General features: G+C 41.3%; 9 protein-coding genes. 2 read left to right on the top strand and 7 right to left on the bottom strand.

Annotated features, from left to right (window positions below; translation table 11 throughout):
• Window positions 1-150: 150 nt before the first annotated feature.
• The 5 genes from K2W90_06970 to yidC form a co-directional block, all read right to left on the bottom strand.
• Window positions 151-576, bottom strand: coding sequence for a hypothetical protein (locus tag K2W90_06970; protein MBY0354076.1), 426 nt, complete (start codon window positions 574-576; stop codon window positions 151-153).
• 165 nt (window positions 577-741) lie between these two features.
• Window positions 742-2019 carry a Xaa-Pro peptidase family protein gene (locus K2W90_06975; protein ID MBY0354077.1) on the bottom strand — a complete coding sequence of 426 codons (1278 nt, stop codon included), beginning with the start codon at window positions 2017-2019 and terminating at the stop codon, window positions 742-744.
• 46 nt (window positions 2020-2065) lie between these two features.
• Window positions 2066-4435, bottom strand: a complete 2370-nt coding sequence (locus K2W90_06980) for a hypothetical protein (GenBank protein MBY0354078.1) — start codon at window positions 4433-4435, stop codon at window positions 2066-2068.
• Window positions 4432-5031, bottom strand: coding sequence for a recombination mediator RecR (gene recR, locus K2W90_06985; GenBank protein ID MBY0354079.1), 600 nt, complete (start codon window positions 5029-5031; stop codon window positions 4432-4434). The genes K2W90_06980 and recR overlap by 4 nt, the downstream gene beginning before the upstream one ends.
• 30 nt (window positions 5032-5061) lie before the next feature.
• Window positions 5062-6690: a membrane protein insertase YidC gene (gene yidC / locus K2W90_06990; GenBank protein MBY0354080.1), complete on the bottom strand. Its 1629-nt coding sequence runs from the start codon at window positions 6688-6690 to the stop codon at window positions 5062-5064.
• Between the two features lie 201 nt (window positions 6691-6891).
• On the opposite strand from yidC, the gene bamD reads away from it, so the two are divergent.
• Together bamD and K2W90_07000 are read left to right on the top strand one after the other, a co-directional pair.
• Window positions 6892-7704, top strand: a complete 813-nt coding sequence (bamD, locus tag K2W90_06995) for an outer membrane protein assembly factor BamD (GenBank protein ID MBY0354081.1) — start codon at window positions 6892-6894, stop codon at window positions 7702-7704.
• A 4-nt stretch (window positions 7705-7708) separates the two neighbouring features.
• Complete coding sequence (locus tag K2W90_07000) at window positions 7709-8065, top strand: YraN family protein (protein ID MBY0354082.1); 357 nt, start codon at window positions 7709-7711, stop codon at window positions 8063-8065.
• Here the strand turns inward: K2W90_07000 and K2W90_07005 are convergent.
• Window positions 8062-9690, bottom strand: coding sequence for a penicillin-binding protein 2 (locus K2W90_07005; protein MBY0354083.1), 1629 nt, complete (start codon window positions 9688-9690; stop codon window positions 8062-8064). The genes K2W90_07000 and K2W90_07005 overlap by 4 nt on opposite strands.
• A complete protein-coding gene (locus K2W90_07010; protein MBY0354084.1) occupies window positions 9684-9974 on the bottom strand; it encodes a hypothetical protein in 291 nt (96 codons plus the stop codon). The genes K2W90_07005 and K2W90_07010 overlap by 7 nt, the downstream gene beginning before the upstream one ends.
• Between the last annotated feature and the right edge of the window lie 201 nt (window positions 9975-10175).

A 10175-nucleotide genomic window follows, 5' to 3' on the forward strand; every position in this document is an offset into this window, starting at 1 on the left:
ATGATTTACACTATCTGTCTAAGATTCAAACAAATTGTTCAAAGTTTACTGCAGGTAGAGCAGGAAAACAAATATTTATGCCAAAAGATTATTTTTGAACAAAAAAAAGAGGCGCCGTTGCGACGCCCCTTTTTTTATTACGTTAAATTCTTACTCAGCTTTACCTGCTGATTCAAGCGCCTTGATACGGGTATCAAGAGCAAGAATGTTTTGTTGCAATTGTCTATTGCCTGCTGGTACAAATTTACCAACAAGAGGAATTTTACGCGCAATAGCTGCTACTTGGTCCCACGCAAGTGTACCAATAAGAACTGCAAGCAATGTAAGTCCCATGGTAGGAAGATCAAAGCTGGTGCCAAGAAACGAGCAATCAATATTTGCTTCAGAATTTTCAATCTCTGTTGTCAACATGGTTACTAAATCTTGCTCAGAAATACCTTCTTGATGGGCAGCTTGAATAAACTGTTGCACCAAAACTTCTTGTTGCTCACCAGAAATTTGTTGTGCTTGAACATTTGCACTGAAAACTAACACAAACGCAAATGCCATAGAATTACGCACGATACGCTTAAACATACGACTCTCCTTCAAAAAAACTACTCGGACCCTCTGACTTCTCTCCTTAAGCAACTTCCTGGTCTTTCAAAAGACTCAAAAAAATTGCCACCCTGGCAAAGATAGTAAATTTTTTTTGAACTAGCAACTCTTTTTATTCTAAAAAAAATAACAGCTGTTTATTGCTTACAATTTCATCAAAGCTTCGATTTCATCAATAGTTTTTGGCAACGCAGCACTTAAACACTCAGCACCATTGGCACACATAACATAGTCATCTTCAATCCGCACGCCCAAAGATTCTGCCGCAATATAAATGCCCGGCTCAATGGTAAACACATCACCAACTTCAAGCGAACGGGCATAGTCGCCAACGTCGTGCACATCAAGCCCCAAGTAGTGACCAAGACCGTGCGGAAAGTAGTCGGCAAAACCAGCAGCGCGCAAAAACTCTACGGCCAAATAATGCAATGACTGCTCTTTCTTTTGAGCATTCCGTAAAAACATGCCTGGCTTTGCAAGCTTTGCAATATGCTCTTGCGTGTCCAACACCGCTTGATAAACCTCACGTTGCCGCGGCGTAAAAACACCCCCAACTGGATACGTACGCGTTAAATCGGCCGCATAATGACCATATTCAGCGCCAATATCTACCACCACCAAATCATTCATTTCAAGCTGCCTGCTACTGGCAGTATAATGCAACACCGTTGAGTTTTTGCCACTAGCCACAATGCTGGGAAATGATGAGCGCGATGCACCCTGCTCAATAAACGTATGCTCAATAATTGCCTGAATCTGATATTCAAAAACGCCCGGCTTCATCATTTTGAGAGCGTTATACTGCGCCTGCTCGGTAATGGCAACGGCTTTAGTAAGCATACTCAGCTCATGATCGTCTTTAATGCGGCGCATGTGGTGCAAAACCGGCGAGACATCTTGTACGCGCTCTTTCAATTGAGGCATATGCTGCAACCACTGCTCAACAAGCTTGATCTGTTCAAAATAAGGAGCATTAGTGTCGAGCACCGTAAATAGTGTTGCATCACTACCAACATACTCTTTTAAATCTTTTAACAAGTGCTGATAAGAAGCAGAATCGAAAAACGGCGAATATGAATAGCCACGCACCGGCTCACTCAAATGACAAATGCTATCAACGCCAATGTGCTCGGGACTTGTTGATGTGTCTACATAAACCTCTACCCATTTTTTACGCTCGTTACCAAAGTTTGGCAGATACAAAACCTCACGACCATCAAGATAGACACACAAAACTGCAGCAGGCTCATGAAGACCGGTCAAATAAAAAAATGAGCTTTCTTGACGAAAGCGATGCCGCTCCTGCTCAAAACCAGCGGGCAAAATAAAAACACCCTTGGTAAGTTCTGGGTACTGTTGCTTGATAAACTCACGTAAATTTTTTCGGCGATTTTTAAAACGGGCATAGTCATGCGTAAGCATAGTTTACTATCCTTTTAAAGCGGTCTTTTATGAATTAATAACGTACTTATTTAGGAAGTTTAGGACGTTTGAATTTTTTAGCAAATGAACCAAGCGAATCAAGGCGCAAAGAAAAAATTAGCGCTCGCTCGCTTTTATCAATCCCAATTTCACGATATTTTTTCTCTTCATAACCCAAATAAAAGCCCCAACAATGCCCTTCATATTCTAACCGAACTTTATGCAACAACGGCTTTATTTGAGCCAACCCAAAAAAGTGCTCACCCTTTTCTGCATAAAACTGACCGTCATAATGAAGTGAAAATTGCTTACTCAAGGGCATTGAGCCATTGAACAAGAGAAAGTGCGGGGTATTTGCCAGCAAACCCCACGTTTGCTGAGCATCTCGTGCTTGGTACAAGTAACCAGCCCCCAAACTTACTCGCTCAGCAATAAATTCATTCAAGAAATAAGAATGCAGAAGCTTACCTGCGTTAATGTCCCACTCTTGCACCACGCTAGATTGCAAAAAACGATGCTGCAAGCTAGCAGAATAACGAAATGGCAGCACATGACTCTTGCTCACACCCCGCTTGAGCGGAAATATATCACGCTGATTATTAAAGTCGTACCCCTGGGTTACTTCAATATCAAGACTCACATCATTGAGCATCATGGCAGTACTCAAACCAGCACTGATTTCGTTTTGTGCATAAAACCGATCAAGCCGGTCAATATAAAACCAATGATCTTGGGCAAAACGCGGCACATATTCCCACCGCACCAACGGCTGCACAAAATATTCAGACCGCCACGACTCACTGGTAAAAGCAAGCTCAGGCAATGACCACTCAACCAAACTGGTTGCAAACAATCGCAAAGAACCGCGGGCAAAAAGACGTTTTTCAATAACATTGTTATTCAGATATCGATCTTTTTCTATCAAGCTGCGCACTTGCGCAACTGGCTGCACCGCCAACCGCAACGCATGCCCAGACCACGGCAAGAGAGCCTGCAACCAACCTTGATAATTAAGCCGCACCAGTGTTGCATGATTTAAGGGAACAACGTTTTTTTCAGTTTCAAAAAGCGAATACACAAACAAACGTTCCGACTCTTCTTCTCGGTAATCAATTTGATCAACAAACAAATCATGCCGCCAACTGACAATGCCACCCCAACGAGCATAAGCAGAATTCCAAGAAAAATACGGAAGCTGGGTTATAATAACACGATTTTCAAGCTCTTTTTTGTTAACAAGTGGCTGGGTAACTTTTGGATCACTTTGCTGAGCCGTTTTTACTAACTCATTAAGCATTTCTCGTTCCGTAATTGATAAATCTGCAAACTGCTGTCGCTGAGTTTTGATACGACCGATGCCCATATTTACTATGTCGCTGGGCCATAAAACACGAAAAATCCATGAATTAAAAAACAGATCATCGATATCTTGAATCGTATTAAAAAATTGATACCCAATGCGCTTGTCAGTACCAAAATCAGCGCACAAAAGACTGCTAACATGCGCGTTAAGAGCCGGCACATCAAATGAATGAAAATCTTTACCATCAAGCCAATAACGATGCTGTGTTCCAGAAAAAATTTTACCGCCTTCTTGTTTGTAGGCGTTACGAACTATTGCATAGTGCCCTTTAAAAAGAGCATAACTTTCTGGCGACCGGGCCCAACGAAACTCATCAGTAAAAACTACGCCTTTTTTATCATTCCAATCAATACCAACGGTTGTATCGCAATGCGGACCAAGATACTGATAATATTCTTGCTTAAAACCTATACCATTGTCGTAATCAAAATAAATTTTGGGAATTAAAAAACCTGAATGCGAACGGCCCTGAATAGGAAATGCCATAGTAGGCAGACCAAAAATAGGCACCCCGCCAACTTTAAATAAAACACCAGAAACACGAACAAAATAGTTACTTTTGATAAAAGCCCGCTGCGCAGACAAATGCCAATGATTATGATCAGCATCGCAGGCCGTATAGACCATATTGCTCATGCTCCATTCATTGTCACTCTTTTTTTCTGCCCGCCCAGCCGACAAAAAGCCCTCACGAACATGAATTTTTAAGTTAGTAGCATGACCGGTTTTTTTTGCAAGATCTAACACCAGCTCGTCAGTCAACATTAAAAAGTCATTACTTTCAAATTTGACCGGCGCACCTTTGCTACCGCACGCAGTTACAATAAGATTTTTTTTATCAACATGAACACGGTCGGCCCATAAATGAAATGTTTTGCCAACAAGAGCTTCAACCTGCCCCTCAAAAATAATAATGTCTTGATTGTGAATATGTTGACTCAGACTCTTGATCGTTAAATTTTCGATAGATTCGGCCAGCCGATGAGCAACGGGATAGATTACTGGGGCAAAAAAAAGACCGACCAGAAAAAGAAAAATACTACGTAATTTCAAAACGGCCTTCTACCCGATAACGCTTTGCAAATAGTAATGCGATCCATATATTCCAAGCTAGACCCAGTTGGCACACCACTAGCAAGCTTAGAAACAGTTATTTGCTTATCTTTTATTTTGGAAAAAATATAACTGGCGGTAGCCTCACCTTCTGGCGTAGCATTGGTGGCAAAAATCAGCTCGGTAATTGAGCCATCAAGCCGCTTAATCAAAGGCTCAATAGTAAGATTTTCAGGACCCATACCTTCAAGTGGGCACAGTGAACCGCCCAACACATGGTACAGCCCCTTAAACTCGCCTGCACGCTCAAGCGCATACAAATCGTACCAGGTTTCTACCACACATACCGTTGTTTTTTGCCGTTGTGCAGACGCGCAAATGACGCACAGCTCTTGACCTTCGGTCCAATTAAAGCATATGGTGCACTGCTTGACAACCTCTTTTGCTTCCAAAATAGTACGACACAGCTGATCAACCTGTTCTTGACTGCTATTCAAAAAGTACATAGCAACACGATAGACATTTTTTGAAGCAAGGTACGGCACCTTATTCAGCTGCCGTACCAATTTTTGTAACGTTGGAGAAAGCTCAAACACCGGCTTCCTTTTTTCTTTTTTTTAAAAAACTTATTTCTTATAGATTGTAGTTGGTGCGTAATTATCTTTTTTAACAAAAAGACGACGAAGATAATCTTCACCAATCGTCAAGATGTTATTCATAAACCAATACAACACAACCCCTGCCGGAAATCCCGCAAAAACAACCGTCATAACCAAAGCAGAAAAGCCCATAACTACCCGTTGACGACCATCACCACCAGGAGTAAGGCTTTGTTGCCAAATCATGGAAAGACCCATTAAAACAGGGAGCACATAGAAAGGATCTTTAGCCGACAAGTCAGTAATCCAACCATAAAATGGCGCTTGATACAAATCAAGATAATTACTTAAAACACGATACAAAGAGAACAAAACGGGCAGCTGAAGCAAGATTGGCAAACAACCAATCAGTGGGGCTGCCACCGGCAGATTATGATCTTTGTGATAACGCATAATTTCTTGCTGCAGAAGTTGCGGATTATTTTTTAACTTCACGCGGATGCGCTGAATAAACGGCTGATGCTTTTGATACTCTTCCATCACGCCACGTGAATAAAATGACAACGGCAAGAAAGGCAAACGCAACAAGATGCTTAAAACAACAATAGCCAAGCCATAATTACCTACAAATTTATACACAAAATCAAGCAACTTGAGCATCAACTTACACAACCAAGAAAGCCAACCAAAAGACATAATATCACTCAATTGCTCGTCAACAGCAGCCAAGTGATCATAAACTTTTGGTCCAATGTAAAATGATAAGTTACAGGTTTTAGCTTCAGAAATTTGATAGCCTTCAAGAATTGGCATTACTGCAGATTTGTCGGCAACATTGTAATAAGCTCGTTGTACAAATTTATTGTCATCACTCACCAACATATGCCCAAAATAGCGATCGCTTGCACCAAAAATAACGCGCTTGCCAGCCCAATACCAAGCCAAGCCCTGAACATCATCCAACGATTTAATTTCAAGCGACGCACTGCGCTCATTGAGAATAATTGGCTGTACAACATTATCAGTAAGCTCAGTAACAAATGGTGCCATGAAAAAGAGGCGTGGATTAATTGGCAAGACTTTTCCTTGTGGAACAAAATCTAAAGCCACATCAATCTTATAGCTATCTTTATGCAATGTGTACGTTTTCTTAACCTGCCAGCCAGCATGCTGCGTACCAAACACCACTACTTCTTTATCGTTATCTTGATGACGGTCGATCAATAAATAGTCGTACGGCGTATTTTGCTCAAACGCAAGCAAGAAACAGGAATTATTAAGCATAGAATCTTCAAGAATTTTGTGCTGAGTAAGCGTTTGCAACGGCTTATTGTTCTCTCCTCGATGTTCTTTGAAGGCAATATTTTTAAGTACGCCCCCAAAACTTGAGAACGTAGCAACCACCAAGTCTGTTTCAAGTGTAACCAACAATTCTTGGCTGGTGCTCTTTTGCTCATCAATATTTGGATCAAGTTGCAAAGTTTTATGTAAATTTTCTACTGCAGGCACCCTAATTGCTTGCCCCGCAGCAACTTCTCCTTGTTGGCCTACCGTTACAACACCTTGATCAACTGGTGCCTTATTACCAAAAAAGTAATGAAAACCCCATACCGTTGCACACGAGAGAATAACCGAATAAATAAGCTTTCTGTCCATCGACATCCTTTTTATGCTACTACCAAACAGTAATTTTGATGAAAGTGAGAGTCTATCAAAGAATTGGGGTTGCCGCCAGCTGAACTAAGTATTTTTGGCTAATTTTCTTTTAAGTCAGACAATTTTGCAAAAATTCAAGAATTTCGTACACTGCTAAGTGTGATTAAGTCATGGCCCATTTATGCACAAAAAGGATTGTTCATGGTTGTAAGAAAAGATACCACATTCAGCACTTTGTCAATAATTGCCACATTCTCTCTGTTATTATTTTCTGGTTGTGCCAAACAAAAAGAGGTGGAAGATATGAATGTTGACGAGCTCAAACAACACGCTCTTACCTCAATGAATAGCCAAAAGCACGAAAATGCTATTGAATATTTAGACAAAATTATTGCCAAACACCCAGACCACGAAGACATAGGCAACTTTAAATTACTGCTAGGCGATGCCTACTTTAAAACGGGCGACTACCCCGCAGCAACAAAACTTTATGAACACTTTTCACAATACTACCCATCTGACGCAAAAGCTGAGTACGCCAAGTATCGTTCAATTTTGGCCCAGTTTTATCACACCCTGCGCACCGACTGCGATCAATCGGTCACCAAAGACGTTATTACCGCGTGCAATGATTATTTAGCACAAAGCCGTTACCAAGAGTATCGCAAAGATGTTTTGGATATTCAAAACACCTCTGAACACAAGCTCATTAATAAAGAAGTGTATGTGTACAACTTCTATCTGAAACAGGGCGATACTACACCGCTACCAGAAGAACGTGAAAAATGCTACCGCGCAGCACGTAACCGTCTTGCAAACTTGCAAAAAATGTATGGCGAAAAAAATGAATCTTTACAACCACGCCTTCTTTACTTGGAATGCAAATTGGCGCAACGCGAAAACAAAAAATCAGACATAAAACACTCACTTGAAAAGCTTATTAATGAGCACCCTCAATCACAATTTACACGCATGGCTCAGGCATTGGTAACAAAAAAGAAGTTTATTTTTTAACATTATGATTAAACAAACCAAAGAACTTGGCGACAAAGGTGAAGATTTTACCGCCCAATGGCTAGAAAAGCAGGGCTTTACCATTTGTGCCCGCAACTACCGCAAGCGCTGGGGCGAAATTGATGTTGTTGCCAGCAAGGACGAATTGTTAGTCTTTGTTGAAGTAAAAACACGCAAAGATAAATACTTCCCCATCAGTGAAACGGTTACGTACAGCAAACAAAAAAAGTTAATTCGTACCGCTCATAGCTTTGTGTTAGAACACAACATTCAAGACAAAGTCTTGCGCTTTGATATTGCAGCTCTTACCAGCAATGGAACGCACTACGAAATGACCTATATTCCCAACGCGTTTAACTAAGTCCCGCGCTCGTGCATAACCATTTTTTCAGCAACTTTTTGAAATAATGGTGCACTAATTTGCGATGCCCAAAAACCGGCTTTTTCTGGCTCGCGAATAAATGTTACAATAACACGCCGGTAATCGTCTTTTTCAATGATCCCAGAAAAGGTATAAATGTGATTAGTCAGGGAATATTCACCATTTTTTACTAACCGCGCGGTCCCCGTTTTTCCCATCACCAAATACCCAGGAACTTGATAATTTTTGCCAACCGCTGCCAATATCTGCTTAATTTTTTCAATCGAGTCAGGGCGGTACAACTTACGCTCTTTTTCTGCTGCCGAGAGTTCTCGTTGAACCAGCGTAGGCCTTACCTGATACCCACCGTTGGCAATTGTAGAAATAGCCATACCCAGCTGCAACAAATTTGCCATAATTTCATAACCAAAAGACATCACAATTAATGATGAAGCCGACCAATTTTTTGGATGGTTCACAAACCCCTCACGCTCACCAGGAAAAGCAATACCAGTCTTTTTACCAAATCCAAATCCTACCAAATGCTTATAAAATGATGCCCCCACACGCTGCATAATTTTGGCAATACCAACGTTACTCGAATGAGTAATAACATCGTGAAACGGCAATACTTCTTTATACTTCCAGTTTTCAACACGAAAGCCATTAACGTAGGCAATCTTACCCTGACAATCAACCGGTTCATCAAACTCAACAACCCCATCTTCAAGGGCTGCCAGTCCTGCAAAGATCTTAAAGACCGAGCCCAGCTCATAACACTCAGTCACAATACTATTTTTGGTAATATCAAGAGAATCAGGCGGACAATGCGGATCAAATGCCGGATAGTTTGCCATAGTCAAAATTTCGCCCGTGTCTGGATCCATAATCAACACTGATCCCGCCTGTGCATTATAGCGATTTACCGTTGCTTCAAGCTCTTGGTAAGCCAAAAATTGGAGCGTAGCATCAAGTGTCAACATTACGGGCGATCCGGCATATCCCTGCTGCTGAACCGTTTTTTCAAAATACAACTGCGAGCAGCGAGCCTCTTTGGAAAGACTCACTACCGTTGAGGCACCCTTAAGCGTTTTATCATACACCAACTCCAGCCCAGCAATACCACGACCGTCAATATCGGTAAATCCAACAACATGGCCCAACTCTTTATGCGGATAAAACCGCTGAGGTTCGTTAATAAATTGAATATCGTCGATATCATATTTTTTTGTCAGTTCCTTAAAAGCCACCAAGCGTTGATCATGTAATTTACGATCCACCCACAAAAACTGCCGTTGAGGGTGCTGCACCATGCGTTGATACACACTTGGATAACATTCTTTGAGAAAGAGCTTTGTTTTTGCTGCATTTTTGAGTTGATGAGGCAATACAAACGCTGAAGGCACTTCTTGGTTAATAGCCAACAACCTGCCGCGACGATCTAAAAATTCACCCCGCACAGGATTAATGGTAACGTCGACTTGATATTGATGCTGCGCTAAATGCTTAAAAAAGTTCTTTTGCCTGATTTGCAAAAGAAAAAGTCGAATAATAACCACAACAAACAGCAGCGTAAAAGCACAAAAAACCGCCACCACTCGAAATTTATAATCTTTTTTTAACATACCAACCTCTTGGCAGCATAGCCCGTTACCGTTACCACCTTACTCAACGAGCTTGCCTGCATCCCATAAACATGCAACGCCCACTGCCGTGTCTCATGATACGATTTAAGATTTTCACGCTGTACCAACAGATCATTGATTTTTTTTGAAAGCTGCTGCTGCTGATGCTCAAGCCGCTGCCAAGCATAGTTCAACCGCACTATTTGATTATGTTGATAAATACGTGTGAAAACAAACAGCAAGCCAGACGCAACCACCACTTTAAAAAAAGCTAACCGAACCATGAGCCCATCTCCTCTTATTTCACATCCTTATTCAAGCAGCTTATCGCTCTTGTCGACTATTTTTCCAGGTTATTGTAAAAATAATCCCATTTTTGTATGGTTTGGTTATTCAAAGCGTGCGGCGAAGGCCTATGAATAATAAAAGGAGTTACTGTTTATGGTCAAAATAATTTGTGCTGCCATGATGATAACGATGTTTTC

This window comes from Candidatus Babeliales bacterium (genome assembly GCA_019749895.1).
Lineage (GTDB): Bacteria > Babelota > Babeliae > Babelales > RVW-14 > AaIE-18.